Source organism: Pilosibacter rotomagensis (assembly GCF_045062245.2).
Classification (GTDB): Bacteria; Bacillota; Clostridia; order Lachnospirales; family Lachnospiraceae; genus Pilosibacter.
On the sequence record NZ_CM170323.1, the window covers coordinates 389,583 to 415,825 of the forward strand.

Consider the following 26,243-nt stretch of genomic DNA (forward strand, 5'->3'; position numbering starts at 1 on the left):
CCGATAATTCGCATCCTCTGCGGACTAACGGCTCTGCATATATTTTGAACGCTATTTTCAGAAACATTGTGTTTTGCAGAAAAGCCCCTTGACAAATTCCATCTCAGAAGCGTATTCTTGAAACCTACGCAAAGCAGAACGGTTTTTCCAATCTACGCTGGTACACGGACGATGGCTATTCTGGTGCGAACTTTCAAAGACCCGGTTTTCAATCCATGCTTGCGGACATTGAAGCCGGGAAAGTGGCTACCGTTATCGTAAAGGATATGTCACGGTTAGGGCGAAACTACCTGCAAGTGGGAATGTACACGGAAATGATTTTCCCACAGAAAGGTGTCCGCTTCATCGCTATCAATGACGGAGTGGACAGCGCACAGGGCGATAATGATTTTGCCCCTCTGCGGAACATTTTCAACGAATGGCTGGTGAGAGATACGAGTAAGAAAATCAAAGCTGTAAAACGGTCAAAAGGCATGAGCGGCAAGCCTGTTACGAGCAAACCCGTGTACGGCTACCTCATGGACGAGGACGAAAACTTCATCATTGACGAGGAAGCCGCACCCGTGGTCAAGCAGATATACCGTCTGTGCCTTGCCGGGAACGGTCCGACCAAGATAGCCCGTATGCTGACCGAGCAGGAAATCCCAACGCCGGGAACGCTGGAATACCGCAGGACGGGCAGCACACGCCGCTATCACCCCGGCTATGAGTGCAAATGGGCGACAAATACCGTGGTGCATATCCTTGAAAACCGGGAGTACATGGGCTGTTTGGTGAACTTCAAGACGGAGAAACCGTCCTACAAGACCAAGCACAGCATAGAAAATCCCATTGAGAAACAGGCAGTTTTCGAGAACCACCATGAGCCTATCATCGACACCCAGACATGGGAGCGTGTGCAGGAATTACGCAAGCAGCGCAAACGCCCCAACCGCTATGATGAAGTGGGCTTGTTCTCTGGTATGCTCTTTTGCGCGGACTGCGGCAGCGTCATGTATCAGCAGCGTTACCAGACCGATAAGCGGAAACAGGACTGCTATATCTGCGGGAACTACAAGAAGCGCACCCATGACTGCACCGCACATTTTATCCGCACCGACCTTTTGACTGCGGGCGTTCTCTCCAATCTACGGAAAGTGACGAGCTATGCGGCAAAGCATGAAGCCCGTTTTATGAAGCTGCTGATCGAGCAGAACGAGGACGGCGGCAAACGCCGGAACGCCGCCAAGAAAAAGGAACTGGAAGCTGCCGAAAAGCGTATCGGTGAACTTTCCGCTATTTTCAAGCGGCTGTATGAGGACAGCGTAAGCGGTCGCATTTCTGACGAGCGTTTCACGGAGCTTTCGGCAGACTATGAAGCCGAACAGCAGGAATTGAAAGAGCGTGTTGCCAGAATACAGGCGGAGCTTTCCAAAGCACAGGAAGCTACCGTAAACGCAGAAAAGTTTATGAACATTGTCCGCAAGCACATGAACTTTGAAGAACTGACCCACACCCTCTTACGTGAGTTTGTAGAGAAAATCGTTGTGCATGAGTGCAGCTACGATGAAAACGGCACACGCAGACAGGATATTGAGATTTACTATTCTTTCGTCGGCAAGGTGGACTTGCCCGAATGACCGCCTGCCCTATCCGATACCAAAGACAAGTATCGGATAGGAAAGGCAAAATTTTTTACACTTCTATTACTTCTTTATCACACATAAGCAAAGAGCCAAGGAATCAAGCAGCTTGTCGCCGGAGGAGGCGTTGCCCTGATCGGCATGACCCTTGTTCCGCTGCTGTCCGGGCTGCTGGGATAACCCCATGTGTGTTAGAAAACCCTCCGCGCCCTCTCTGATCTGGGAGGGCGCGGGAAAGGAGGTGTCCCCACATGATTGGTGATTTAATCGGGGAATGGATCAAAGGAATCCTGATCGACGGTATCATGGGCAACCTGTCCGGCCTGTTTAACACAGTCAATACCAAAGTCGGGGAAATCGCGTCGGATGTGGGCAGTACCCCGCAGGACTGGAACGGCGGCATTTTCTCCATGCTGCAAAACCTGTCCGAAACGGTGATCGTCCCCATTGCGGCGGCCATTCTCGCCCTTGTGATGTGCTATGAGCTGATCGACATGATCGTGGAAAAGAACAATATGCACGACTTCGACAGCTCCATGTTCTTCCGCTGGATTTTCAAAAGCGCCTTTGCCATTCTCATTGTGACGAACACATGGAATATCGTCATGGGCGTGTTTGACGCCACCCAGCAGGTCGTCAACCAAAGCGCCGGGGTGATTATCGGAGATACCAGCATTGATTTTGACACGCTGCTGCCCGATCTGGAAAGCCGCCTTGAAGCAATGGACATCGGGCCGCTGCTGGGCCTGTGGTTCCAGACCCTTGTTGTGGGGCTGACGATGAACATTCTTTCCATCTGCATTTTCCTTGTGACCTATGGAAGAATGATTGAAATTTACGCCGTGACCGCATTGGGGCCGATCCCCCTTGCCACGCTGGGCAATGCAGAGTGGCGCGGCATGGGCCAGAACTACTTGAAATCCCTGCTTGCGCTGGGCTTCCAAGCCTTTTTAATCATGGTGGTTGTCGGGATTTATGCGGTGCTGATCCAGCAGATCGGAACCGCCGACGACATATCCGGCGCGATCTGGGGCTGTATGGGCTATACCGTTTTGCTTTGCTTCTGTCTGTTCAAGACCGGCAGCATATCGAAAGCCGTATTTACCGCACATTGACAGACAGGAGGAATACCAACCATCGAGGAAACACAAAAGAAAACCTACAACATCCTTTACGCCGACCCGCCGTGGAGATATGAGTGCAAACGGACAGGGGCGGCGGAACATCACTATCCCACCATGAGCATTGACGATCTGTGCGCCCTGCCGGTGGAAACGCTGGCGGGAAAAGACTGCCTCTTGTTTTTGTGGGCGACTTTCCCACAGCTCCCGGAGGCGCTGCGTCTGATTAAGGCGTGGGGCTTTTCCTTTAAGACCGTGGCCTTTGTCTGGCTGAAATTGAACCGCAAAAGCCCCACATGGTTTTACGGACTGGGCTATTGGACGAGAGGAAACGCGGAAATCTGCCTGCTTGCCAAGCGGGGCCATCCCAAGCGTTACTCCAAAAGCGTCCATCAGTTTATCATTTCCCCGGTGGAGGAACACAGCAAGAAACCAGACATTACCCGCGAGAAAATCATAGCCCTTGCGGGCGACCTGCCCCGCGCAGAACTGTTTGCCAGACAGAAAACCCCCGGCTGGGATGTGTGGGGCAATGAATTGGACAGCGATTTTTCCCTGTCCGTACCAGAAACGAGGTGACTTTTTATGGCTTATGTAACTGTCCCCAAGGATTTAACCAAGGTCAAATCCAAGGTAGTATTCGGGCTGACGAAACGCCAGCTCATTTGTTTTGGCGGTGCGCTGCTTGTAGGCATCCCGCTTTTCTTTTTGATCCGGGGCCGCGTCCCGACCAGCGCGGCGGCGCTCATTATGGTGTTCGCCATGCTGCCGGGCTTTCTGCTGGCGCTTTACGAAAAACACGGCCAGCCCCTTGAAGTGGTGGCGCGCCAGATCGTCGAGTGCTGCTTCATCCAGCCCAAGGAACGCCCCTACCAGACCAACAACGCTTATACCGCCCTTGTGCGGCAATCCCAAATGGAAAAGGAGGTCAACGCCATTGTCCAAAAAGCAAAAGAACGAAACGAGCGCAAAAGCGCCGGTCAAGCTCACCCGCGCCGAAAAGAAAGAAATTCAGGCTGTCATCCGAAAGTATAAGGGCGACGGCAAGCCCCATTCGGCGCAGACCAGTATTCCCTATGAGGCCATGTATCAGGACGGCGTATGCCGGGTGACGCCCCGCACCTTTTCCAAGTGCATTGAGTTTACGGACATCAGCTACCAACTGGCGCAGGCGGACACCAAGACCGCCATCTTTGAAAACCTGTGCGACCTCTACAACTATCTGGACGCCTCCATTCATGTGCAGTTTTCCTTTATCAACTGCAAGATTGACCCCAAGCAGTACGCCAAGAGCTTTGAAATCCGGGCGCAGGGGGACGACTTCGACGACATCCGCAGCGAGTATTCCGACATTTTGCAAGACCAGCTTGTGAACGGGAACAACGGCCTGATGAAGCGGAAATTTGTGACCTACACCATTGAGGCGGACAGCCTGAAAATGGCCCGCGCCAGACTGCGCCGGATCGAAACCGACCTTTTGGGCTATTTCAAGAGCATGGGGGCCTCCGCGTGGGGACTGGACGCCAAGCAGCGGCTGGAAGTCATGCACAGCATTTTCCACCCGGACGGGGAGCCGTTTTCTTTTGACTGGAAGTGGCTTGCCCCGTCGGGGCTTTCCACCAAGGACTTTATCGCCCCGTCCTCGTTCCGCTTCGGCAATGCCCGGATGTTCGGGCTGGGCGGCAAATACGGGGCGGTGAGCTTCCTGCAAATCCTCTCCCCGGAGCTGTCGGATGAAATGCTGGCCGACTTCCTCAACACAGAAAACGGCATTGTGGTGAACCTCCATGTGCAGGCCATCGACCAGAGCGACGCCATTAAGACGGTCAAGCGCAAGATCACCGACCTTGACGCCATGAAGATTCAGGAACAGAAACGGGCGGTAAGAAGTGGTTACGACATGGATATACTTCCCAGCGACCTTGCCACCTACGGGCAGGACGCCAAGGAGCTGTTAAAGACCTTGCAGAGCCGGAATGAACGGATGTTCCAGCTTACCTTTTTGGTGCTGAACACCGCAGACACCCGGCAAAAGCTGGAAAACGATGTGTTCTGGGCTGCCGGGATTGCCCAGAAGTACAACTGTTCCCTTGTGCGGTTGGACTACCAGCAGGAACAGGGGCTTATGAGCAGCCTGCCGCTGGGGGCCAGCCACATCCAGATTGAACGCTCCCTGACGACTTCCAGCGTGGCCGTGTTCGTCCCCTTTGTGACGCAGGAGCTTTTTCAGGGCGGCGACGCCATGTATTACGGGATCAACGCCAAGACCGGCAACATGATTATGCTCGACCGCAAACGGGCGAGGTGTCCCAACGGGCTAAAGCTGGGGACACCGGGAAGCGGCAAAAGTATGAGCTGTAAATCCGAAATTTTGAGCGTGTTCCTCTGCACCCCGGACGATGTGTATATCTGTGATCCAGAAGCCGAGTATTACCCCCTTGTGAAGCGGCTGCATGGGCAGGTGGTGAAGCTGTCGCCTACCAGCAAAAACTATGTGAACCCGCTGGACATCAACCTGAATTACTCCGAGGATGAAAACCCGCTGGCCTTGAAATCCGACTTTGTGCTGTCGTTCTGTGAGCTTGTCATGGGCGGCAAGAACGGGCTGGAAGCCATTGAAAAGACGGTGATCGACCGGGCGGTACAGGTGATCTACCGGCCTTATCTGGCAAACCCCAAGCCGGAAAATATGCCCATCCTTGCAGACCTGCACAAAGCCCTGTTAGACCAGCATATCCCGGAGGCTGACCGGGTGGCGCAGGCCCTTGACCTGTATGTGTCCGGCAGCCTAAATGTGTTCAACCACAGAACCAACATCGACATTCAAAACCGCATTGTGGCCTTTGACATCAAGGAGCTGGGCAAGCAGCTAAAGAAAATCGGTATGCTCATTGTCCAAGACCAGATTTGGGGGCGCGTCACCCAAAACCGCAGCAAGGGCAAGGCGACATGGTATTTCTGTGATGAGTTCCACCTGCTTTTGCGTGAGGAACAGACGGCGGCCTTTTCCTGCGAAATTTGGAAGCGTTTCCGTAAGTGGGGCGGGGTTCCCACAGGTGCCACGCAGAATGTGAAAGACCTGCTTTCCTCCCCGGAAATTGAGAACATTTTGGAAAACAGCGACTTTATCTGCCTGCTCAATCAGGCCAGCGGCGACCGCAAAATCCTTGCGGAACGGCTGAACATTTCACCCCAGCAATTACGGTATGTGGACAATTCCGAACCCGGCGAGGGGCTTCTCATTTACGAAAATGTGATCCTGCCCTTTAAGAACCCCATCCCGAAAAACACCCAGATCTACCAGATCATGACGACCCGGTTAGGCGAGGGGGCGACGGTATGAGGCACAAGGAGGTGAAGTCATGGAACCCTTAAAACCCCGCGACAAGGTAACGCAGCACATGACCCGCGACGGCCTGACGCTGGATAACCAGACCACAGGCGAAAGCGTCAATGTGTCCAGCCGGGAGGCCGAGCAGGAATACACCGCCCAGCCGGAGGGGGCGGCGGAAAAAATACTGGAACGGGCGGATGAACTGCACGACCGCCACAAGGCAAAGAAAGCGGCCAAGGACGCCGGGGAAACCGTGGCGCAGGCCACCGGCCCCGTTTCCCGGTTGCAGTTTACCGCCGAGGAACGGGCCTCCCCGGAGCTGGCCCCGTATATCAAAAAGGCGGAAAAACGGGCGGATAAGCTGGAAGCGGCCAAAGAAACCCTGCCGAAAAAGCGCGTCGTCACCAAGGAAACCGTCTATGACGAGGCCAAGGGCAAGGCCAAAAGCAGGCTGTATTTTGACAAGGTGGAGAAAGCCCCTCCCCAGCTCAAACCAAACCCGGCCAGCCGTCCCATACAGGAAGCCGGGCTTTACCTCCACGGAAAAATCCATGAGGTAGAACACGAAAATGTGGGCGTGGAGGGCGGCCACAAGGGGGAGGAACTGGCGGAACGGCAGGCGGGCCGCATGATCCGCAGCGGCGTCCACCGCCATAAGCTCAAACCCTACCGGGCCGCCGCCAAGGCCGAGCGAAAGTCCATCGCCGCCAACGCCGAGTTTGCGTATCAAAAATCCCTGCGGGACAACCCGGAGCTGGCGCAGGCGGCCAAAAATCCCGTTTCCCGCTTCTGGCAGAAACAGCACATCAAGCGGGAATACGCCAAGGCAGCAAGGGCGGCGGGCCAGACCGCACAGGGGGCGGCAAGCACCGCCAAGACCACGGCTGCCGCAGCCAAGAAAGCCGCAGAGAAAAGCAGACAGGCCGCGTCCTTTGCCGCCCGGCACTGGAAAGGGGCGCTGATCGTCGGCGGCGTGGGCCTTATGTTCCTGCTGGTGATGGGCGGCCTGCAATCCTGCACCGCCATGTTTGGCAGCACCGGGACGGGCCTTGCCGCCACCTCCTATCTCTCCGAGGACAGCGATATGCTGGGGGCCGAAGCCGCCTATGCCGCGCTGGAAGCAGACTTGCAGCATGAACTTGACAACTACGAAAGCCTGCACCCCGGCTATGACGAATACCGTTTCGATCTGGACGAGATCAAGCATGACCCCTATGTGCTGACCTCCATCCTCTCCGCGCTGCATAACGGCGTGTTCACTTTGGGGGAGGTACAGGGCGACCTTGCCATGCTTTTTGAAAAGCAGTACATCCTGACCCAGACCATCGAAACGGAAACCCGCTACCGCACCGAAACGAGGACGGACAGCGAGGGAAACACCTACACCGTGGAAGTCCCCTACACCTACTATATCTGTAATGTGAAGCTGGAAAACTTTGACCTGTCCCACCTGCCCATCTACATTCTCACCGAGGAACAGATGGGCTTTTATGCTGCCTATATGCAGACTTTGGGCAACCGGCCAGACCTGTTTCCCAACGACAGCTATCCCCACGCCTCCACCCCGAAAGAGCCGACCTACTATGAAATTCCCCCGGAGGCGCTAAAGGACGAAGCCTTTGCCGCCATGATCGCGGAGGCGGAAAAGTATGTGGGCTATCCCTATGTGTGGGGCGGCAGCTCCCCAAGCACCAGCTTTGATTGTTCCGGCTTCATTAGCTGGGTTATCAATCATTCCGGCTGGAATGTGGGACGCCAGACGGCGCAGGGGCTTTACAACATCTGCACCCCTGTTTCCCCGGAGCAGGCCAAGCCCGGCGACCTTGTATTTTTCGTCGGCACTTACGACACTGCCGGGATGTCCCATGTGGGGCTGTATGTAGGAAATTCGGTCATGCTGCACTGCGGCGACCCCATTTCCTACACGAACCTCAATTCAAGCTACTGGCAGCAGCATTTTTATTGTTACGGGCGTTTGCCTTAAACGCCAGAAAGGAGTTTTTGACTATGGCAATGAACAAATTGGAGCGCATTGAAAAGGATATTGAGAAAACCAAGGGCAAGATCGCGGAGCTGCAAAAGCAGCTTCGGGAGCTGGAAGCGGCCAAGACCGAACAGGAAAACTTGCAGATCGTCCAGCTTGTGCGCGGCCTCAACATGACCCCGCAGGAGTTCGCCGCCTTTGTGCGCGGCGGCGCGTTGCAGGCGGCCCCGGCCCCGATCCCGGACTTTGAACAGGAGGACAACGCCCATGAAGAAATCTAAACTGTTCCGCACTTTGACGCTGGCTGTGGCCGCTGCGCTCTGCATGGCGACCACGACTGTTACCGCCTACGCCGGAGGCGCTGACCCTGACCCTGTGCCGCTGCCGGAAACCACCGAGGCCCCCGCAGAAGTGCCGGAGGAAACCGAAGAACCTACCACCGGCGGCATGGAGCCGGTGGGCGTACCCGTCACCCCGCAGGGCAACGCTACGCTGGTGGATGATTTTTTCGGGGATAAGCAGCTTATCACCGTCACCACCAAGGCCGGGAATTATTTTTATATCCTGATCGACCGGGCCAACGAGGACAAGGAAACAGCGGTGCATTTCCTCAACCAAGTGGACGACGCCGACCTGCAAGCCTTGTTGGAGGACGGGAAAAAAGAGCCGGAGGTCTGCACCTGTACGGCCAAATGTCAAGCCGGGGCCGTCAATACGGCCTGCCCGGTCTGTAAAAACAACCTGACCGCCTGCAACGGGCCGGAGCCGAAGCCCCAGCCGGAGGAAGAAAAGCCGCAGGAGGAAAAGCCAAGCGGCATGGGCGGCCTTGTGGTGTTCTTTGTGATAGTGCTGCTGGGCGGCGGCGCAGCCCTCTACTTCCTGAAATTCAAAAAGGAAAAAGCTGACACCACAGGAAATGACGATCTGGCCGAGTATGACTTTGGAGAGGACGAGGACGACGAGGACGAAGCCCCGGAGCCGGACGAGGATATGACAGACGAAGATGGAAATAAGGAGGACGAAGTATGAGCTATCAGTTAGTAATTGCAGAGAAACCAAGCGTAGCCCGCAGCATTGCGGGTGTGATCGGCGCGGACAAGAAACAGGACGGCTATATGGAGGGGAACGGCTATCTGGTGAGCTGGTGTATCGGCCACCTTGTTTCCCTTGCCGACGCTGGGACTTATGACGAGCGTTTCAAAAAATGGCGCTATGACGACCTGCCGATTCTGCCGCAGGAATGGCAGTACATCATTCCCGACGATAAGAAAAAGCAGTTTGACACCCTGCGTTCTTTGATGGAGCGCCCCGATGTCACCGGCCTTGTGTGCGCCACCGACGCCGGGCGCGAGGGGGAATTGATTTTCCGTTTCGTCTACCAGATGGCGGGCTGCAAGAAACCGTTTCAGCGCCTTTGGATTTCCAGCATGGAGGATGCGGCCATTAAAGACGGCTTTGCCCACCTGAAACCGGGAGCCGATTATGATAACCTGTATCAGTCGGCCCTTTGCCGGGCGCAGGCGGATTGGCTGGTGGGGATCAACGCGACAAGACTTTTCTCCATCCTCTACCACAAGACCCTGACCGTGGGCCGTGTCCAGACGCCGACCCTGAAAATGCTGGTTGACCGGGAGGCCAAGATCAGCAGCTTTCAGAAAGAGAAATACCACATCGTCCAGATCGCGGCGGGCGGCATGGAGGCGGCCAGTGAACGCATGGGAAACGCAGACGACGCCAAGGCCCTGAAAGCCGCCTGTGAAACGGCGCAGGCCGTTTGTGTGTCGGTAACACGGGAGAAAAAGACGGAGCAGCCGCCCCGCCTCTATGACCTCACCACCTTGCAGCGGGAGGCAAACCGCCTGTTTGGATTTACCGCCAAGCAGACCCTTGACTATGCCCAGCAGCTTTACGAAAAGAAGCTGCTGACCTATCCCCGCACCGACAGCCAGTATTTGACCGACGATATGCTGCCGACGGCGGAAAGCCTTGTGTCCGGCCTGTGGCCGTTGCTGCCCTTTGCGGCGGGGCTTGATCTGTCCCCGCAGTTTGGCCGGGTGCTGAACAGCAAAAAGGTGAGCGACCACCACGCCATTGTCCCGACGATGGAATTTGTGCAGAAAGGCTTTGACGGGCTGGCCGAGGGGGAAAAGAAACTGTTGTCCCTTGTGTGCTGCAAGCTGCTGTGCGCCGTGGCCGCGCCCCATGTGTACGAAGCTGTCACCGCTACATTCACCTGTGCCGGGAACACCTTTACCGCCAAGGGAAAAACCATCCTGACCCCCGGCTGGAAAGAGCTTGACCGCCGCTTTAAGGCGTCGTTCAAAACAGACGCCGACGACACCGCCCCGGAGCCTGCGCAGGAACTTCCCAAAATTACCGAGGGACAGACCTTTGACAAGGTAACTGCCGCCGTCACCGAACATTTCACAACACCGCCAAAATCCTACACGGAAGATACCCTGCTTTCCGCTATGGAGCGCGCCGGTGCGGACGATCTGCCGGAGGACGCCGAGCGGCAGGGATTGGGAACCCCGGCCACCCGCGCCTCCATCTTAGAAAAGCTGGTGCAGATGGGCTTTGTGGAGCGCAGGGGCAAACAGCTACTTCCCACCAAGGACGGCCACAACCTTGCCTGTGTGCTGCCGGAGGTGCTGACCTCTCCCCAGCTTACGGCACAGTGGGAAACGGAGCTGACGGCCATTGCCAAGGGGCAGGCCGACCCGGAGGGCTTCATGGCTGGCATTGCAGAAATGACAAGGGGCCTGATCGCAAACTACTCTCAGATCAGCGAGGACGCGCAGAAGTTGTTTCAAGCCGAGCGTGTGGTTATCGGCGAATGTCCGCGCTGCGGGGAAAGCGTCTACGAGGGCAAAAAGAACTACTACTGCGGAAACCGAAGCTGCCAGTTTGTCATGTGGAAGAATGACCGATTTTTTGAGGAACGGGGCAAGGCGTTCACCCCGAAAATCGCCGCCGCGCTCCTTAAAGACGGAAAGGCAAAGGTAAAGGGCCTGCGCTCCCTAAAAACCGGCAAGACCTATGACGGAACGGTGCTTTTGGCCGATACCGGCGGCAAGTATGTGAACTACCGCGTGGAACAGAGGGGCAAAAACTAAAAACAGCAAGCATAGGGAGTGTAGCCACACTCCCGGCAAAATCCCTGACCCGGCGCACCTGCCGGGCCGGGGATTTTCTCTTTGGGGAAGCCCCAACCCCCTTGTATCAGATCACCACCATAGAAAGGATGTGAAACCAAAATGTCTTACAGCTCCTACGACCATGACGATTTAGAACCGGCCAGCACTATGCGGATCGAGCGCCGGATTTACTTTGAAAGCGGCAAGGCCGATCTTTCCGAAATGGTAAAGCTGCCCCTTGCGGAGCTTCTTTCCCTGCGGGCGGAAAGCGCCGCCGCAGAACAGGAAGTGTTTGACCGCCTGAAAGAACAGGCCACCGCATGGGAGGAACAGGCCGGAAGAACCCTGTTTCTGGACAAAGCTCTTGAATATGCCCGGACGCTTCCCGTCACCCACACCGCAAACCAGTGGGAGGCCCCGGACGAATACCGCCATATCCGCAGCAACATGGTTTACCAGATGGATTACTCCATTTCCGAGAACACCCGGTATGACAGCGCCGCCCCAAAATCCGTTCCCTACTCGTGGACGCTCCGCTGGAGCCTACGCACTAACGCGCCGGGCAGCTACCAGCAGGCCAAGATCGCCGGACAGGATCGGAAAGTCTTTTCCAGCCGGGAAGAACTGGACAAGTACCTGAATGGCCGGATTAAAGCCCATGAACATTACTTTACCGAAATTTCCCCGGCCATCCCCAAGGAATACGCCGACTATTTCAAGGTCAACGGCTGCCTGCTCCCCGGCTACACCATTGAGGGAGAGGAACCGGCAAAAGCCGCAGAGCTTCCCGCGCAGGAAGAAACCGCGCAGCCGCAGCAGACCGCAGCCACCCCGGAAAGGAGGGAACCCGTGAACGAAGTATTTTCTATTTTTCTTGATAACCGCGCCGAGGCGCAGACCGGCGGGCCGCATGGCTACTGGCTTTCCCTGCCGACTTCCGCTGAACAGGTACAGGAAGCCCTAAAGGAAATCCACATCACCGCCGACAACCAGCAGGACTTGTTCATTGGCGGCTTTTCCGCCCCGGAGGAAAAACCGCTGGAACTGCCGGAGGATTTAATCAAGGCCGCCAGCGTGGACGAACTGAACTTCCTTGCCGTCCAGCTTCAAAGGCTGGACGCCGTGGAGCTTGCGGAGCTGAACGCCGCCATGCAGTCCCCGGCAAAAATGCAGACCATCGGGCAGCTTTTGGACTACGCCGAAAACACCGATTGTTTTGTCTTAATCAACGCCAAGGACAACCGCAGTCTGGGGGAATATTATCTGAATGATTCCGGGCTGTTTGTCGTTCCTGACCCGTGGAAACCGGCCATTGACACGGAACGGCTGGGAAGTTTTATCGCCAACGAGGAACAGGGAACCTTTACCGATTACGGCTATATTCTGCGAACCAGCGACAAATGGCAGCGCGTCCATGAGGGACGGCCAGTGCCGGAGGAATACCGGGTGATGGCCTATCCTGCGCCGGAAATTCTGCGGGAGGAAAGCAAGGTACAGCCGGAGGCGGCAGCGCCTACAAAGGCCCCGCAGCCTGTTACCCCCATTCTCTTAAACGGCCAGAACAGCGCCGAGCGCATGAAAGAGATCACCGACCGGCTGGAAACCGGCATACAGGAGCTTTTCGAGAGTGAACGCTACAAAGCCTATCTCACCACCATGTCCAAGTTCCACAGTTACAGCTTCAACAACACCCTCCTGATCGCCATGCAGGGCGGACAGCTTGTGGCGGGCTACAACAAGTGGCGGGACGATTTTCACCGCAATGTGAGGAAAGGCGAAAAGGCCATCAAGATACTGGCCCCAGCCCCGTTCAAGGCAAAAAAGGAAGTGCAAAAACTGGACGCACAGGGCAGGCCGGTGATGGGAAAGGACGGAAAGCCTGTTACCGAAGTAAAGGAAATACAGGTTCCGGCCTTTAAGATCGTTTCCGTCTTTGATGTGAGCCAGACCGAGGGGGAACCGCTGCCCTCTATCGGCGTGGAAGAACTGACCGGCAGCGTGGAACGCTACGGGGAATTTTTCAAGGCGCTGGAACAGACCTCCCCGGTTCCCATTGGTTTTGAGGACATTCCGGGCGGTTCCCACGGCTACTACCACCTGACGGAAAAGCGGATCGCCATTCAGGAGGGCATGAGCGAATTACAGACCCTAAAGACGGCTATCCACGAGATTGCCCATTCCAAGCTCCACGCCATCGACCCGGAAGCCCCGGCCATAGAGCAGGCCGACCGCCCCGACAGCCGCACCCGCGAGGTACAGGCCGAAAGCGTGGCCTATGCCGTCTGCCAGCACTACGGGCTGGACACCTCCGACTATTCCTTTGGCTATGTGGCCGGTTGGAGTTCCGGCAAGGACTTGAAAGAGCTGAAAGCCTCCCTTGAAACCATCCGGGCCACCGCCCATGAACTGATTACCACCATTGACGGCCACCTTGCCCAGCTTCAGAAAGAACGGCAGGCCCAGCAGGAACAGCCGCAGGCCGCGCCGCTGGAACAGGCCGCCGAGCAGCCAGACCCGGACAGCGTATTTTCCAAGCTGCCCCCGGAGCAACAGCAGGAAATGACCGACAGCGTAAAAGCCATGCTGCAAACCCTCATTGAAGCGGATTTGAAATCTACCGGCGAAGTGTCGCAGGGAGCCAAGGAGGCGGCGCAGGCGCAGGGCTTTACCATTGCCGGGGATGGAACGCTGGAACAGGCAGAAGCTCCGCAGGAGGCCGCCTACCGTCTGGAAAGCGGCGATTACCTGTATATCCAGACATCGGAAACCGGCTATGATTACACACTGTATGGCCCCGACTACAAGGAACTGGACGGAGGCCAGCTTGATAATCCCGACCTGTCCCTTGCGGAAGCCGGAAAAGAAATTCTTGCCATCCATGAGCTACCGGCTGGGGCAAGGGAACCCCTGACCGGCGACAGGCTGGACGGTTTTCTGGAAGCCGCTGAACAGGCCAACGCCATTCCCCGGCCGCAGGCGTGGAACGGGATCGACGGCCTTTTGAATGGAAAGCCGTTCATGCCGGAGGCGTCCCCGGCTGACCGGGCCACCGCCCTGATCGAGCTGGCAGAGAAAAACGCCCCGCGTTTGGGCAGCGAAGAACGGCAGTTGATCGTGGCCTATGCCGAGGCCGTGGGAGATACGGACAAGGTGATCGGGCTTATCAACCGCCTGTGTGAACAGGGCTATGAGCTGCAAAAGGGCCAGATGGATTCCTTTGTGAAAAGCGAGATCGAAAGTGAGATTGCCGTTGCCAACGCCCAGCGGCAGATCGCACAGAATCCGGCAGCGGAGCCGGTTGTCACGATCCTTTGGAGTGAAAGCCCCCATTTGAAAGACGGCCAGCAAATGCCGTTGCATGAAGCCGAGGCCGTTTTCAAAGAGCTGGACAGCGCCAGACGCCATGACCGGGAGCAGCCGGGTTATACGGGCCATTGGTACGATAAGACCAAGTTCCGCATTGATTTTACCATGCAGGGCCAGCCGGACAGCTACGAGGGACGGCAGGACTTTGGCGACGGGGACGGTTCCCTGATCCAGCATATCCGGGGCTACCACGAATACTACGCGCAGGATGAAAGCTGGAAAAACCATGTGCTGCACCATGAGGGGCCGGAGGCATGGGAGGCGGACAAGGCCCAGCGGGATATGTTGCTGCATGAGTTCGTCCCGTATATGGAGCTGCATTGCAATCTGGCCGCTATGGAGCAGGAGGCCCGGCGTCCCCTGCGATCCGGGGAAACCCTGACGCCGGAACAGACCGCTTATTTCAACGCGGTTTTAGACTATGTAAATGAGTGCCGCCCGCTTCTCAATCAGGGCCAGTACCACTTGCCGGAGCCGCCGCAGCTTGCCGACTTCGACCAGAGTTTGCAAGACTACAAAAAACAGATCGAGGCAGAGCTGGAACAGGAGGCCGCCGCTGCCGGGCTGACGGTGGAGGAATATGTTGCCTCTGATTATGAAGCACCAGCGCAGCCCAACTTTTCCATCTACCAAGTGCCGCCCGGCCCAGAGGGGCGCGACTTCCGCTATCGTTCCTATGAGGACTTGCAGGCGGACGGGCTTTCGGTGGACAGGAAGAATTATCAGCTTGTCTACACCGCGCCGCTGGACAAGGACACCACACTGGACGAGATTTACCGCCGCTTCAACATAGAACATCCCGCCGATTACAAGGGACATTCCCTCTCTACGGGGGATATTGTGGTGTTCCGGCAGGATGGGAAACAGACCGCCTATTATGTGGACGAGGGGGCCGACTACCGGCAGGTGCCGGAGTTTTTCGCCCAGCCGGAAAAGCAGCTCACGCCAGACGAGTGCATGACCGGCGAACAAATCCAGACGCCGAGAGGCCGTTTCTATCTGACCGACAGGAGTCGGGAACAGATGGAGGCCGCCGGGTATGGATTCCACCACCAGTCGGAGGACGGCAGGTATCTGATTATGGCAAACGGCACAAGGGCCTTTGCCATCCCCGCCCAGCAGGAAAGCCATATCAAGACGGCGGAAATGTCCACCGAACAGAACTACAACATGATCGACGGCATGATGAACAACGCCCCGTCTATGGAGGAACTGGAAGCAAGGGCAAAAGCCGGGGAACAGATTTCCCTTTTGGATGTGGCCGAGGCAGCCAAGGCGGAGGCCAAAAAGCCCAAGCAGACCCGAAAGACGACGCAGAAACAAAAGAAACCGTCCATCCGGGCGCAGCTTGCCGCCGCCAAGGAGGAACAGAAAAAGAAGCCCCCGGCGCGGGAAAAATCAAAAGAAATGGAGGTATGAGGAATGTATTTCACCGTGGAAGAAGAAAACCTGATCTGTCTGTACCACAACGCTGACCGCCGCAGGACGGCGGCAAATCTCCGGGCAGCTTTGCCGGACATGGACAAGGAAATGGCGGCGCTGGCCTGCCAGACCGCCGATAAGCTGGACGCCATGAGCGACGCCGACTTTGCGGCGCAGCAGTTCCACTTCACAGACGAATAAGCAAAACGCCGGGCGCGGGGGCTGTCAAAGCCTCTGCGTCCGGCGCTTCTTTTTTGTCCATTTTCCCGCATTTAGAACCCTGTTTTGAGGGGAACAGGATAACTTTATCCACCTGCCTGCCGACCATGCGGAAAAACCCTTGATTTCCGTGGACTTTTACCGCCCTAAATGCGTAGACTTGACTTTTGGGGACTTCTTAACTATAATAATACTCAAGCAGGGGGACTACCTTGTAGTTGAGAAGGTTAAAACCTGACCCTTTGAACCTGTTGGCTAATACCAACGCAGGGAGCTGAAGAATACAGATTCGTATTTTTTGGACATTCTCTGTTTTGGGAATGTCCTTTTTTAATTGAATAAGATATGATATGTGTTTGCGAGGGAACTGAACAAGTTGAAAAAGGTAAGACCTGACCTCTGGACCTGTCGGCTAATACCGGCGTAGGGAAGCAATTTCTTACGCTCGTATTGCGTCTGAAAGAGCTTCTAATTGTTTTAGAGGCTCTATTTTTTTATCTTAGGAGGATCAAACATGGCATTTATGAAAGACATCTTAACCCACAACATCCCCATTTGGGAAGAATGTGCAGCTACCCCATTTGTGCAGGAAGTGCAAACTGGAAAGCTACCTCTTGAAAAATTCAAGAGATATATGATTCAGGATAGTATCTATCTGAAAAACTATGCCCGCATATACGGAAAGGCAATTTTTCATGCTGCTACATTAAGAGAAATTCAGCTTTACTACTCCATGCTGAACTTTGTAAATGATACGGAATCGGAAGTGCGGCTGGATTATCTAAAGCAATTTTGCATAACAGATGATGATATTGAACTGATCGCCCCTTTGCCTGAAAATCAAAATTACATTGATTTCATGTTTGAGATTGCGTCACATGGAAAGAATGAAGAAATTTTAATGGCGGTTCTTCCCTGTATGTTAAGTTACAGCTATATATTCCGCAAACTGGCGTCTGTCCCCACAAGCAGAGAATCAAGATATTGGGACTTTATCAAAGATTATGCCGATGAACAATATGCAGAAAGCTGCAAAGAATGGTCTGCTTTTGCAGAGCATAAATGTGCTGGGTTATCAGAAGCAAATAAAAAGTATCTGGCTGATATTTTTGAGAAAGCAAGTTTGTTAGAACTTGCTTTTTGGAAGATGGCCTATCGGAACGAGAGAATGGAGGAAAATGCAAAATGAAAAAAGTATTGTCCATTGCCGGATCAGATTGCAGCGGAGGTGCAGGTATTCAGGCTGATTTGAAAACTTTTTCTGCTCACGGCGTATTTGGAATGAGTGTTATTGTTTCTGTTGTTGCAGAGAACACCAGCCGCGTTATCGACATCCAAGATATTACCCCGGATATGATTGAAAAACAGATTGACGCCGTATTTGAAGATATTGAAGTGGACGCAGTAAAAATCGGTATGCTTTCTACACCAGAATGTATGAAAGCGGTGGCAAAGAAACTATTACAATATAAGCCCCAAAATGTTGTAATCGACCCGGTTATGTATGCCAAAAATGGCTGCCCATTGATGAATCCTACGGCGGTTTCCACCTTGATAGATACAGTAATTCCACTTGCCGATGTACTTACTCCGAATATTCCAGAGGCAGAGAAAATAGCGGATATGCAGATTTCCACAGTTTCAGATATGGAGGCTGCCGCAAGAAAAATATATGCCATGGGTTGTAAGGCGATTGTTGTCAAGGGTGGACATCATATAGGAAATGCTGTTGATGTCCTATTTGATGGAGAAAATTTCTACCATTTTGAAACATCCCGCATTGATACGAAAAATACTCATGGGACAGGCTGTACCTTTTCTTCTGCAATCGCTTCCCAGCTTGCAAAGGGAAAAAGTGTTCCGCTTGCAGTCGAATCTGCAAAGGCATATGTCACAATGGCAATCGAACACTCTCTTGCGATTGGGAAAGGCTGTGGCCCGACGCACCATTTCTACGAATTGTATCAGCATGGTTTATCTAAAGAATAGGCAGGTGCAAAATGAACTTTGATTATACACTTTATCTTGTTACTGATCGTCAACTAATGAGCTGCGATAGCCTGACAGAAGCGGTGGAACAGGCAATTTTAGGAGGCTGCACAATGATACAACTCCGAGAAAAAGAATTGTCCTCATTAGAATTTTACAATCAGGCTGTTGCCGTGAAACAGGTTACGGATAAATACCATATTCCCCTTATCATAAACGACCGGATAGATATTGCAATGGCTGTGCAGGCTACGGGGGTACATATTGGACAGCATGATTTACCTGCGGCTGCCGTCCGCAAAGTAATTGGGGAAAATATGCTGTTGGGAGTATCCGCATCTTCCATTGCAGAAGCAATACAGGCACAACAGGATGGTGCAGATTATTTGGGAGTTGGCGCAATGTTCCCTACTGGAACTAAAACCGACGCTGATTCTGTATCAATGGAGGAATTACAGAAAATCCGCGCAGCCGTTTCTTTGCCGATAGTTGTTATTGGCGGTATCAATAAGGGAAATGCAGGGCGTTTCAAGCCCATGGGAATTGACGGGCTGGCTGTTGTATCTGCCATTATAGCGCAGTCTGATATAAAAGCTGCTGCTGCGGAACTGAAAGATTTATTTTGCGGAAAGGAAAAGAAAAATGGATTTTAATGCGGCAATCTTTGATTTAGATGGAACAATTCTGGATTCAATGGATGTATGGGAGCATATAGATATTCAGTTTTTGAAAAAGAGAAATCTTCCCGTCCCGGAAAATTATGTAACTGAAATATGTGCAAGGAGTTTTGAGGAAGCCGCACAATACACCATTGATCTTTTTGGATTGCAGGAAACGGTAGAGGGAATTATTGAGGAATGGAATAATATGGCGGTCGAGGAATACAGCAACCATGTCGGTCTGCTGCCCCATGCCCTTGATTATCTTCTGCGCTTAAAAGAACATGGAATAAAACTTGCAGTTGCTACGGGGTTGCCGGAAAAGCTCTATATGCCATGCTTAAAGAACAATTCGATTTTAGAATTATTTGACGCCTTATGTTCAACAGATGAGGTGCAGCGGGGAAAAGAATATTCGGATGTCTTTGAATTGGCTGCAAAAAAATTAGGGGTCGCACCTGAACACTGCATTGTGTTTGATGATGTACTTCCAGCAATTAAAAGCGCAAAGGCAGCCCGTATGTTAGTAGGTGGGATTTATGATAAGTATTCCGCAGATCAGCGTGCAGAGATAGAAAGGATTGCTGATATTTACTTACTTGATTTTCGGCAAGCACCGATCCCACACAAAGAGGCATGAAAATGGAAAAATGGGATTTATATAATGCAAAACGGGAAAAGTCTGGAATAACAGTGTGCCGTGGAGAAATCATACCCAAAGGGCTGTATCATTTATCTGTGAGTGCATGGATCGTCAATCAGCAGGGGCAGTATCTTTTATCACAGCGGCATCCGAAAAAGCAATACCCTCTTTATTGGGAATGTACGGGTGGTTCTGTACTTTCCGGGGAAACCAGCTTGCAAGGAGCAATCCGAGAGGTAAAAGAAGAATTAGGAATACTGCTTACTCCCGGAAGTGAAAAATTGATTTATCAGACCAGACGGGAAAATGTGCAGGATTTTTACGATGTTTGGCTGTTTCATAGGGATATAAAGATTGAAGAAATGCGTTTACAGGAAACAGAAGTTGTAGATGTTCAATGGGTAAGTTCAGATAAGTTATTTGAGATGTTTCGCCTGAAACAACTGCATCCCCTGATTACCTATGTAGAGCAGCTAATAGGCTGAAAAAACGCCGGGCGCGGAGGCTATCAAAGCCTCTGCGTCCGGCGCTTCTTTTTTGTCCATTTTCCCGCATTTAGAACCCCGTTTTGAGGGGAACAGGATAACTTTATCCACCTGCCTGCCGACCATGCGGAAAAACCCTTGATTTCCGTGGACTTTTACCGCCCTAAATGCGTAGACAGGAGGTATCTTTTCCGCTGGCGTTCCGCCTCTTTCTTCCGGCGCACCTGCACCGCGCAATCCGGGCAGTATTTGGCTCGGTTGGAGTTGGGTGTAAACGCCGCCCCGCAGACGGCGCAGCGTTTGATCTCGTCCCGGCCTTTGGTGATCTCGGCGCACAGGGCCGCGTCCAGCGGCAGGACGGCCACCTTGAACCACCGGCACAGCAGCGAATAGGAAATACTCTGCACACAGACACATTCCTCCCCATCGTCCAGCAGGAGGCAGTTCCCGTTACAGTAGTTGCAGCACTCATGGGTGAGCCTGCGGGCCTTGCGGTATTGGGGGTAACTCATTCTCGGTATGTTCATCGTTCCTGCGTATGCTCCTTTCCCGGCGCTGTCCGCAAAATGCTGTCTACATTCTGTTTGACAATGCCGTATTCTTTCAATTTCTGTTTCGCTTCGCTGTACTGTGCGGACAGCCGTTCCCGTTCTGCGTCCAGCTTTTTATACTCGGTTTTGAGGGCGTACAGGTTGGGGAGCTTTGTGACCCCGGCCTCTTTGAGCGCCTTTGCCGCCGCCTCATACAAGATCAGTTGGCTTTCATGCTGCCGCCGGAACGCGGCCTTGTCTTTGGCGTTTCGCAGTTCTAGCGCCACAGGCCGGAGCTGCTTGTAGGCAGAGAGGTTTTTTATCAGCAGCGCCATATCCCCAAGTCGGCGTTCTGCGTCTTTCAGGGCGGAGGCCGCCGCGTCGTTTGCCGCGCTGATCTCGGCCAGCCTGCTTTCCAAGCCCTCGTAGCTGTCGATCTGGTGCTCTGTGATGAAGTTTAAGGAATTGGCGGCCTGCTTCAAGTTGTGCAGCTTCGCCCACCGCGCATAGCCCGCCGACTGTTGGGCCTTGATACTGTCCTCCAAGGCAATCCGCAGGGAGATTTCCCCGGTGCTTCTTCTGTGCGGCCCCCGGTCAATGGCAATGCCCTTGATCCGCTGGGTGATCCGTTCCTCGGTGTAATCCTCCCCCAAGGTCTTGCAGCGGGTAAAGCGTTCCTGTCCGGGACGGAGGCCGTCTGCCAGCGCGCGGAATGAAATAAACTTGCCCTGTTTGACTTCATAGCCCTGCGCCTCCATGAGCCGCAAAAAGCCGTCAAAGTCTTTGGCCTGCGGAATGGCCGCGTCGATGGCGATTTTCAGTTTTGCTTTCCAGCTCTTACCCTTTTTCTGTGCGTCCCACTCGGCGTAGGTCTTGCCCTTGTCCTTGCCGGGCTTTACCACAGACAGGCCGTGTTCCTTGCACAGCCGGTCACTGGTGCGCCGGATAAAGGCGTAGCTTTGGCGGTTGGAAATGTACTTGCGCTGGTTTGCCATATCCACGGCGCAGAAAATGATGTGGTTATGCAGATGGCCCTTGTCAATGTGGGTGGTAATCACATAGGGGTATTTGCCTTGCAGCACTTCATCGGCAAGCTGCCGCCCGATCTCGTGGGCCTGCTCCGCCGTGGTTTCCCCCGGTTCAAAGGCTTGTATCAGGTGGTGGGCCAGATTGTTGCCCTTTTGGTACGCCTGATCTAACAGCATTTGAAATTCAATATCCGCCGTTTCATAGGAACAGCCATAGGAAGAAACGAACAGCTTTTCATCGGTCTTGTCCGGGTTCTCGATGTAGTCCAGCGCCTTTTTCAGCGTTGACTTGATAGGATGGATCTTTGTAACTGCCATATCTGTGCCAGCGCCCCCTTGATGTCCTCCAAGTCCTGCGCGTACACAGTCCCGGTACTGTTGATACGCCTTGCAATCTGGTTGATGTTGACGCCGATCTTTTGCAGCTCTGCGGTCTGCGCCCGGACGGGGCCGGTGTCGATATGGACGATATAGCCGTCAATCAGCATTTTCCGGGCGTAGGCAGAGAAGTTCTTTGTGCCAAGCTGGGCCATCTTCTGCTGGATCAGCGCCCGTTCCTCCGGCGTCACCGGGACGCGCAGCACAAACTTCCGTTTTCGGTTTGCCACTTTCTCACCTCCATTCATTCAGGGGTTTGGGGACTTCCCCAAGATACAAACGGGAAGCCGTTTGCCGGGAGTGTGGCTACACTCCCTATGCTTGCTGTCTTTGTTCTTCTTCCCTTAAAAAGCGTTCTGACCCCAAGGAAATACCCGCAAAATCCCGGTTTTTCCGAAAACCGTACAAAAAAAGAGAGGGCGCAGATTGCGTCCTCCCAAAAACAAAACAGAGGGTTGTCATGCACCCTCCGTTTCGTCATTCTTCTGTTGAATTTGAATGGCCCCGTCAATCGCGCCCTCGATGATCGGCAGAAATTCTTCCGGGCAGAGTTTCAGCTTGTGGCTGACCCGCTGCCGCTGTGCACTTTCCTCCCGCATGACCTCCGGGTTAAAATACCGTTCCACGGGAAGCCCGCAGATTTTAATAAGCTGTATGATAACTGGCAGGCTGGGAATCGTGCCGTCATTTTCGATGTTGGCAAGATAGCGCCAGTCGATATTGACCTGTTCCGCCAGCGTCTTACGCGATAACTGCTTGACTTTCCGCGCTGCTTTTACATCCGCGCCGAAAGTTTCAAAGCCGGGACAATCTTTGATATTTGCCATATAGCACCACCCATCTACATTGTATATTTCATATTTTCTCAATGGAATGTTGCTATATGCAGTAAGATTAAACTTTATAATTCATATTTTGTGCCTTGTACGGAAAAGCGGGCTATCCTATAATAAAGAAAAAGCACTTTTTTGAAAAAATCCGTCCGCTGTAACATTTCGCGGACATTTGCCTGTTATACTATCTGCAAAAAGCAAAGGAAGTGAGAATATGAAGCAGATTTTGATTGTCGAGGACGACAGTTTTTTGAATAAGATGTTAGACTATAACCTGACCGCAGATGGCTACGGCGTGACTTCTGCCCTAAATGCCAGAACCGCAGCCGACGCCATCCGCCAGCGGGAATTTGATTTGGTGCTGCTGGACATCAACCTGCCGGACGGCAACGGTTTTGAGCTGTGCAAGCTGATAAAGCCCCAGCACCCGGACACCATCGTAATATTCCTGACCGCCAACGATCAGGAGAGCGGCCAGATACGGGGCTATGAGGTGGGCGCGGTGGACTACATCACAAAGCCCTTTGTGATCGGGGCCTTGCAGCGGAAAATCAAAGCCATGTTTGCCATGCTGGAACACCACAAACCGGCCAAGGACATTTACGACGACGGGCGGCTGTTTCTGGACTTCTCGGAGCAGACGGCTTCCCTAAACGGCAAGCCCCTGACCCTATCCCCGATGGAGTACAAAATGCTGAACCTGTTTCGTAAAAATCCCCGGCAAGTGCTGACCCGTGGGCAGCTTTTGGAAAAGCTGTGGGATATAGACGAGAGGTTTGTGGACGAACACACCCTGACAACTTCTATCAGCCGGATTCGCAGCAAGATCGAATCCGACGGCGGCGCACCCTACATCAAGACTGTTTACGGCATGGGCTATCAATGGACGGGAGGCGAGGCAAAATGAAGTTTCAAAACCTATCAGTAAAGCGGCTGTTTGGCCGGGTGGCACTGGGGCTTGTCCTCTCCATGTCCGGGATCACCATAGCCCTGTTTCTTGTGACAAAACAGACGGCGGTGCTGCTGACGGGCGGGGCGCTGCTGCTGTGCGCCCTTGTGGGGATTTTTGTACTGACACAGGCGTTTGGAAAGCGGCTGTCGCAGTTTACCGCTGACCTGTGCCAGACCTTAGACCACATGATCGCCGGGAATGAAGCACCCCAGCGCCCGGAGGACAGCGAAACCCAGCTTGCCAGAATCGGACACCGGCTGGCGAGGCTCTACCAGATCATGCAGGAGAACCGCCGCCGGGTGGACGAGGAACGGCAGGAGTTGCAGACCCTTGTATCGGATATTTCCCATCAGGTGAAAACGCCGGTAAGCAATCTGAAAATGGCGACGGACACCCTGCTGGAAAAGCCTATGACCGAGGCGGAGCGCACCGACTTTATCCGGGGAATCCGCAGCCAGACGGATAAGCTGGACTTTCTCTTTCAGGCCCTTGTGAAAACCTCCCGTCTGGAAACAGGCGTGATCCAGTTGGACAAGAAACCGGGTCGCCTCTTTGATACTGTGGCGCAGGCCATGAGTGGGATCGTGTATGCAGCGGAGAGAAAGGAAATTGCCGTGTCCGTGGACTGCCCGGAGGATTTGGCCGTTTCCCATGACAGCAAGTGGACAGCCGAAGCCCTCTTTAACCTGCTGGACAATGCAGTGAAGTACACCCCGGCAGGCGGGAAAATCGCTGTGTCGGTGGTGCTGTGGGAAATGTATGTGGAGATCAAAGTAACCGACACCGGCAAGGGCATTTCCGAAAGCAATCAGGCCGCCATCTTCCGGCGCTTCTATCGTGAGGAAGAAGTACACGAACAGCAGGGCGTGGGCATTGGCCTGTATCTGACCCGCGAGATCGTAACACGGCAGGGCGGCTATATCAAAGTGGTTTCGGAGCCGGGCAAGGGTTCGGAATTTTCCATTATGTTGCCGACTAAATAAAGCACACTTATAACAGGAGAAAACACCATGAAAAAAATCAATTTTTGCAAAGCAACAACAATCATCTTAATAATCAATGTTATTTTATCTATTGTTTTATTTTTCGTTGTTCCTGATAAAATAGCAATTCAATGGGTAGGTACATCCCCCAGCAATGCAGTAGATTCTTACTATGTATTTTTGGTGCCGGTATTGTCAGTGCTTTTTGCTTTTACGGGAAAACCTATTTTTACAATGTTCCTGTTTAGATTGTGGAATAGAACTAACGAGCATTTAGTGACATACTTAAATTTGTGTCTGCAAGTTGTATTTCTTACTTGTGAAATCTATATCGGATTATATAACCTATGTAATTTTAATGTTGCCATTAGTATAATTCTCATTGTGGAACTTATGATAGATGTGGTGATTGGATTGAAATTATTTCACAATCAATCTATCTAAAAGATTGTGTAGTATGATTCGGCGGACGACCATTTCCGGCTGTCCGCCGTGAATTTTTTGAAATGTCCGAGCGTTGTAACATTTCACCCCGATTTTCAATGAAATTTTTTGGCCGCTGTAACATTTCGCGGACATTTGGGTTTTACAATACCCTTATCAACAAAAGTGAGGAGGCGACGCAATGGAACTGACCCCGACATTGATTTTGAATCTGGCGCTGCTGATCGTCCCGCCCGTTGCCCTTGTGCTGGTGTTCCGGCAATGGCTGGCCCGGCACATCCGCTGGACGGTTGCCTTGACTGCTCTCTGTGATGTTCTCCTATTTTGGGATGAACTGTTCTACTATGAGAGCTTCGGCCTGTTCGCTGTGCTGATTCTGGTGCAGTTGGCGGCCACCGGCGCAGCAGCGTTCCGCATTTACAACAAACAAAAAAAGGATTGAATTTTATGAGCATTTTACAGACTATCGACCTGAAAAAGTATTACGGCACAGAGCCGAACATCACCCGCGCCCTTGACGGTGTGAACTTCTCCGTGGAGGACGGCGAATTTGTGGCCGTTGTGGGAACCTCCGGCAGCGGCAAGTCTACCCTGCTTCACATGATGGGCGGGCTGGACACCCCTACTTCTGGCAATGTGATTGTCCGGGACAAAGAACTGTCGAAGATGAACGACGAACAGCTTACCATCTTTCGCCGCCGCAACATCGGCTTTATCTTCCAGAACTATAACCTTGTTCCCATCCTGAATGTGTATGAGAACATCGTCCTGCCAGTGGAGCTGGACGGGGACACGGTGGATCAGAAGTTTTTGGACGAAATCGTTCACCTGCTGGGGCTGGAAGATAAACTGAAAAATATGCCGAATAATCTTTCCGGCGGACAGCAGCAGCGTGTGGCTATCGCCCGCGCCCTGATTACCAAACCGGCTATCGTGCTGGCCGACGAGCCGACCGGCAACCTTGACAGCAAGACCAGCGCCGAGGTGCTGGGGCTTATCAAGCGTACCAGTGCGGAGTTCCGGCAAACTGTTGTGATGATTACCCACAATAACGACATAGCCCGTCTTGCAGATCGGATTGTCCGCATTGAGGATGGCAAGATTGTGGAATAAG

24 protein-coding genes, 2 pseudogenes and 1 riboswitch are annotated in these 26,243 nt (G+C 53.4%); of the genes and pseudogenes, 22 read left to right on the forward strand and 4 right to left on the reverse strand.

The features are described 5' to 3' along the window. Positions 1–95: 95 nt before the first annotated feature. The 17 genes and pseudogenes from ACI3EW_RS01795 to ACI3EW_RS01875 all read left to right on the forward strand — a co-directional run. Positions 96–1,619: pseudogene (locus tag ACI3EW_RS01795) on the forward strand (recombinase family protein); the annotation flags it as partial. Between the two features lie 87 nt (positions 1,620–1,706). Next, positions 1,707–1,802: pseudogene (locus ACI3EW_RS01800) on the forward strand (Maff2 family mobile element protein); the annotation flags it as partial. Positions 1,803–1,873: 71 nt separating this feature from the next. Beyond that, the gene (locus ACI3EW_RS01805) at positions 1,874–2,737 is read left to right on the forward strand and encodes a VirB6/TrbL-like conjugal transfer protein, CD1112 family (RefSeq protein WP_005946756.1); all 864 of its coding nucleotides are present in this window, start codon (positions 1,874–1,876) and stop codon (positions 2,735–2,737) included. A 51-nt stretch (positions 2,738–2,788) separates the two neighbouring features. Beyond that, a complete protein-coding gene (locus ACI3EW_RS01810) occupies positions 2,789–3,322 on the forward strand; it encodes an MT-A70 family methyltransferase (RefSeq protein WP_463680978.1) in 534 nt (177 codons plus the stop codon). A 6-nt stretch (positions 3,323–3,328) separates the two neighbouring features. Beyond that, a complete protein-coding gene (locus ACI3EW_RS01815) occupies positions 3,329–3,778 on the forward strand; it encodes a PrgI family protein (protein ID WP_097777316.1) in 450 nt (149 codons plus the stop codon). Next, on the forward strand, positions 3,681–6,086 hold the full coding sequence (locus ACI3EW_RS01820) for a VirB4-like conjugal transfer ATPase, CD1110 family (protein WP_405579961.1): 2,406 nt from the start codon (positions 3,681–3,683) through the stop codon (positions 6,084–6,086). The genes ACI3EW_RS01815 and ACI3EW_RS01820 overlap by 98 nt, the downstream gene beginning before the upstream one ends. A 19-nt stretch (positions 6,087–6,105) precedes the next feature. Next, positions 6,106–8,061 (forward strand): C40 family peptidase, encoded by a 1,956-nt coding sequence (locus tag ACI3EW_RS01825; RefSeq protein WP_368369092.1) that lies wholly within the window; start codon positions 6,106–6,108, stop codon positions 8,059–8,061. A gap of 23 nt (positions 8,062–8,084) precedes the next feature. Beyond that, complete coding sequence (locus ACI3EW_RS01830) at positions 8,085–8,342, forward strand: DUF4315 family protein (protein ID WP_069423977.1); 258 nt, start codon at positions 8,085–8,087, stop codon at positions 8,340–8,342. Next, positions 8,329–9,090, forward strand: a complete 762-nt coding sequence (locus ACI3EW_RS01835) for a DUF4366 domain-containing protein (RefSeq protein WP_368369091.1) — start codon at positions 8,329–8,331, stop codon at positions 9,088–9,090. Before ACI3EW_RS01830 ends, ACI3EW_RS01835 begins: the two co-directional genes overlap by 14 nt. After that, the gene (locus ACI3EW_RS01840) at positions 9,087–11,177 is read left to right on the forward strand and encodes a DNA topoisomerase 3 (RefSeq protein ID WP_405579966.1); all 2,091 of its coding nucleotides are present in this window, start codon (positions 9,087–9,089) and stop codon (positions 11,175–11,177) included. The genes ACI3EW_RS01835 and ACI3EW_RS01840 overlap by 4 nt, the downstream gene beginning before the upstream one ends. 141 nt (positions 11,178–11,318) lie before the next feature. Further along, entirely contained in the window at positions 11,319–15,983 is a 4,665-nt protein-coding gene (locus ACI3EW_RS01845) for an LPD25 domain-containing protein (RefSeq protein ID WP_485663254.1), read from the forward strand. A 3-nt stretch (positions 15,984–15,986) separates the two neighbouring features. Then, complete coding sequence (locus ACI3EW_RS01850) at positions 15,987–16,187, forward strand: transposon-transfer assisting family protein (RefSeq protein WP_368369087.1); 201 nt, start codon at positions 15,987–15,989, stop codon at positions 16,185–16,187. A gap of 208 nt (positions 16,188–16,395) precedes the next feature. After that, positions 16,396–16,495, forward strand: a riboswitch (TPP riboswitch). A 224-nt stretch (positions 16,496–16,719) separates the two neighbouring features. Beyond that, positions 16,720–17,394, forward strand: a complete 675-nt coding sequence (locus ACI3EW_RS01855; RefSeq protein WP_004611582.1) for a TenA family protein — start codon at positions 16,720–16,722, stop codon at positions 17,392–17,394. Then, positions 17,391–18,194 carry a bifunctional hydroxymethylpyrimidine kinase/phosphomethylpyrimidine kinase gene (gene thiD / locus ACI3EW_RS01860; protein WP_004611583.1) on the forward strand — a complete coding sequence of 268 codons (804 nt, stop codon included), beginning with the start codon at positions 17,391–17,393 and terminating at the stop codon, positions 18,192–18,194. The genes ACI3EW_RS01855 and thiD overlap by 4 nt, the downstream gene beginning before the upstream one ends. An 11-nt stretch (positions 18,195–18,205) precedes the next feature. After that, positions 18,206–18,847, forward strand: a complete 642-nt coding sequence (gene thiE / locus ACI3EW_RS01865) for a thiamine phosphate synthase (protein ID WP_004611584.1) — start codon at positions 18,206–18,208, stop codon at positions 18,845–18,847. Further along, positions 18,837–19,493 carry an HAD family hydrolase gene (locus ACI3EW_RS01870; RefSeq protein ID WP_405582429.1) on the forward strand — a complete coding sequence of 219 codons (657 nt, stop codon included), beginning with the start codon at positions 18,837–18,839 and terminating at the stop codon, positions 19,491–19,493. The genes thiE and ACI3EW_RS01870 overlap by 11 nt, the downstream gene beginning before the upstream one ends. 2 nt (positions 19,494–19,495) lie before the next feature. Then, entirely contained in the window at positions 19,496–19,981 is a 486-nt protein-coding gene (locus ACI3EW_RS01875; RefSeq protein ID WP_237966635.1) for an NUDIX hydrolase, read from the forward strand. 155 nt (positions 19,982–20,136) lie between these two features. Here ACI3EW_RS01875 and ACI3EW_RS01880 read toward each other — a convergent pair whose 3' ends face one another. From ACI3EW_RS01880 to ACI3EW_RS01895, 4 genes are all read right to left on the reverse strand, one after another. Beyond that, on the reverse strand, positions 20,137–20,508 hold the full coding sequence (locus tag ACI3EW_RS01880; RefSeq protein WP_008689659.1) for a cysteine-rich VLP domain-containing protein: 372 nt from the start codon (positions 20,506–20,508) through the stop codon (positions 20,137–20,139). Further along, a complete protein-coding gene (locus ACI3EW_RS01885; RefSeq protein ID WP_256275926.1) occupies positions 20,505–21,857 on the reverse strand; it encodes a relaxase/mobilization nuclease domain-containing protein in 1,353 nt (450 codons plus the stop codon). Before ACI3EW_RS01885 ends, ACI3EW_RS01880 begins: the two co-directional genes overlap by 4 nt. Then, positions 21,818–22,147: a plasmid mobilization protein gene (locus ACI3EW_RS01890; protein ID WP_002566656.1), complete on the reverse strand. Its 330-nt coding sequence runs from the start codon at positions 22,145–22,147 to the stop codon at positions 21,818–21,820. Before ACI3EW_RS01890 ends, ACI3EW_RS01885 begins: the two co-directional genes overlap by 40 nt. A 228-nt stretch (positions 22,148–22,375) precedes the next feature. Continuing rightward, positions 22,376–22,744: a helix-turn-helix domain-containing protein gene (locus ACI3EW_RS01895; protein WP_117440196.1), complete on the reverse strand. Its 369-nt coding sequence runs from the start codon at positions 22,742–22,744 to the stop codon at positions 22,376–22,378. Positions 22,745–22,964: 220 nt separating this feature from the next. Between ACI3EW_RS01895 and ACI3EW_RS01900 the strand changes: the two genes are divergently transcribed. From ACI3EW_RS01900 to ACI3EW_RS01920, 5 genes are all read left to right on the forward strand, one after another. Continuing rightward, entirely contained in the window at positions 22,965–23,657 is a 693-nt protein-coding gene (locus ACI3EW_RS01900; RefSeq protein WP_118591904.1) for a response regulator transcription factor, read from the forward strand. Further along, the gene (locus ACI3EW_RS01905; RefSeq protein WP_405582437.1) at positions 23,654–24,685 is read left to right on the forward strand and encodes a sensor histidine kinase; all 1,032 of its coding nucleotides are present in this window, start codon (positions 23,654–23,656) and stop codon (positions 24,683–24,685) included. Before ACI3EW_RS01900 ends, ACI3EW_RS01905 begins: the two co-directional genes overlap by 4 nt. A gap of 27 nt (positions 24,686–24,712) precedes the next feature. Next, positions 24,713–25,129, forward strand: a complete 417-nt coding sequence (locus ACI3EW_RS01910; RefSeq protein WP_004611616.1) for a hypothetical protein — start codon at positions 24,713–24,715, stop codon at positions 25,127–25,129. Positions 25,130–25,310: 181 nt separating this feature from the next. After that, positions 25,311–25,571, forward strand: coding sequence for a hypothetical protein (locus ACI3EW_RS01915; RefSeq protein WP_004611617.1), 261 nt, complete (start codon positions 25,311–25,313; stop codon positions 25,569–25,571). A 5-nt stretch (positions 25,572–25,576) separates the two neighbouring features. Beyond that, positions 25,577–26,242 carry an ABC transporter ATP-binding protein gene (locus ACI3EW_RS01920; RefSeq protein WP_002586598.1) on the forward strand — a complete coding sequence of 222 codons (666 nt, stop codon included), beginning with the start codon at positions 25,577–25,579 and terminating at the stop codon, positions 26,240–26,242. Position 26,243: the final 1 nt, after the last annotated feature.

Excerpts from the sequence above, each read along its gene's own strand:
- ACI3EW_RS01805 (WP_005946756.1), top strand. The coding sequence starts at position 1,874 with ATGATTGGTGATTTAATCGGGGAATGGATCAAAGGAATCCTGATCGAC.
- ACI3EW_RS01815 (WP_097777316.1), top strand. The coding sequence starts at position 3,329 with ATGGCTTATGTAACTGTCCCCAAGGATTTAACCAAGGTCAAATCCAAG.
- ACI3EW_RS01825 (WP_368369092.1), top strand. The coding sequence starts at position 6,106 with ATGGAACCCTTAAAACCCCGCGACAAGGTAACGCAGCACATGACCCGC.
- ACI3EW_RS01830 (WP_069423977.1), top strand. The coding sequence starts at position 8,085 with ATGGCAATGAACAAATTGGAGCGCATTGAAAAGGATATTGAGAAAACC.
- ACI3EW_RS01835 (WP_368369091.1), top strand. The coding sequence starts at position 8,329 with ATGAAGAAATCTAAACTGTTCCGCACTTTGACGCTGGCTGTGGCCGCT.
- ACI3EW_RS01840 (WP_405579966.1), top strand. The coding sequence starts at position 9,087 with ATGAGCTATCAGTTAGTAATTGCAGAGAAACCAAGCGTAGCCCGCAGC.
- ACI3EW_RS01845 (WP_485663254.1), top strand. The coding sequence starts at position 11,319 with ATGTCTTACAGCTCCTACGACCATGACGATTTAGAACCGGCCAGCACT.
- ACI3EW_RS01850 (WP_368369087.1), top strand. The coding sequence starts at position 15,987 with ATGTATTTCACCGTGGAAGAAGAAAACCTGATCTGTCTGTACCACAAC.
- ACI3EW_RS01855 (WP_004611582.1), top strand. The coding sequence starts at position 16,720 with ATGGCATTTATGAAAGACATCTTAACCCACAACATCCCCATTTGGGAA.
- thiD (WP_004611583.1), top strand. The coding sequence starts at position 17,391 with ATGAAAAAAGTATTGTCCATTGCCGGATCAGATTGCAGCGGAGGTGCA.
- thiE (WP_004611584.1), top strand. The coding sequence starts at position 18,206 with ATGAACTTTGATTATACACTTTATCTTGTTACTGATCGTCAACTAATG.
- ACI3EW_RS01870 (WP_405582429.1), top strand. The coding sequence starts at position 18,837 with ATGGATTTTAATGCGGCAATCTTTGATTTAGATGGAACAATTCTGGAT.
- ACI3EW_RS01875 (WP_237966635.1), top strand. The coding sequence starts at position 19,496 with ATGGAAAAATGGGATTTATATAATGCAAAACGGGAAAAGTCTGGAATA.
- ACI3EW_RS01880 (WP_008689659.1), bottom strand. The coding sequence starts at position 20,508 with ATGAACATACCGAGAATGAGTTACCCCCAATACCGCAAGGCCCGCAGG.
- ACI3EW_RS01885 (WP_256275926.1), bottom strand. The coding sequence starts at position 21,857 with ATGGCAGTTACAAAGATCCATCCTATCAAGTCAACGCTGAAAAAGGCG.
- ACI3EW_RS01895 (WP_117440196.1), bottom strand. The coding sequence starts at position 22,744 with ATGGCAAATATCAAAGATTGTCCCGGCTTTGAAACTTTCGGCGCGGAT.
- ACI3EW_RS01900 (WP_118591904.1), top strand. The coding sequence starts at position 22,965 with ATGAAGCAGATTTTGATTGTCGAGGACGACAGTTTTTTGAATAAGATG.
- ACI3EW_RS01905 (WP_405582437.1), top strand. The coding sequence starts at position 23,654 with ATGAAGTTTCAAAACCTATCAGTAAAGCGGCTGTTTGGCCGGGTGGCA.
- ACI3EW_RS01910 (WP_004611616.1), top strand. The coding sequence starts at position 24,713 with ATGAAAAAAATCAATTTTTGCAAAGCAACAACAATCATCTTAATAATC.
- ACI3EW_RS01915 (WP_004611617.1), top strand. The coding sequence starts at position 25,311 with ATGGAACTGACCCCGACATTGATTTTGAATCTGGCGCTGCTGATCGTC.
- ACI3EW_RS01920 (WP_002586598.1), top strand. The coding sequence starts at position 25,577 with ATGAGCATTTTACAGACTATCGACCTGAAAAAGTATTACGGCACAGAG.